Raw genomic sequence first — 249 nt, 5'->3', positions numbered from 1 at the left:
ACTCCTACGGGAGGCAGCAGTGAGGAATATTGGTCAATGGGCGAGAGCCTGAACCAGCCAAGTAGCGTGCAGGATGACGGCCCTATGGGTTGTAAACTGCTTTTATGCGGGGATAACGTGCGCCACGCGTGGTGTATTGCAGGTACCGCATGAATAAGGACCGGCTAATTCCGTGCCAGCAGCCGCGGTAATACGGAAGGTCCGGGCGTTATCCGGATTTATTGGGTTTAAAGGGAGCGTAGGCCGCTG

Annotated in this window: 1 rRNA gene; it reads left to right on the top strand. The window is 55.8% G+C overall.

Annotation, left to right across the window (positions count from 1 at the left end):
* Positions 1 to 249: ribosomal RNA gene (locus CIK98_RS07950) — 16S ribosomal RNA — on the top strand; the annotation flags it as partial.

Origin of the sequence: Prevotella sp. P2-180, assembly GCF_002251435.1 — a bacterium.
Lineage (GTDB): Bacteria > Bacteroidota > Bacteroidia > Bacteroidales > Bacteroidaceae > Prevotella.
Note: the sequence above shows the minus strand (reverse complement) of the source record. Positions and strands in the feature narration are given on the sequence as shown.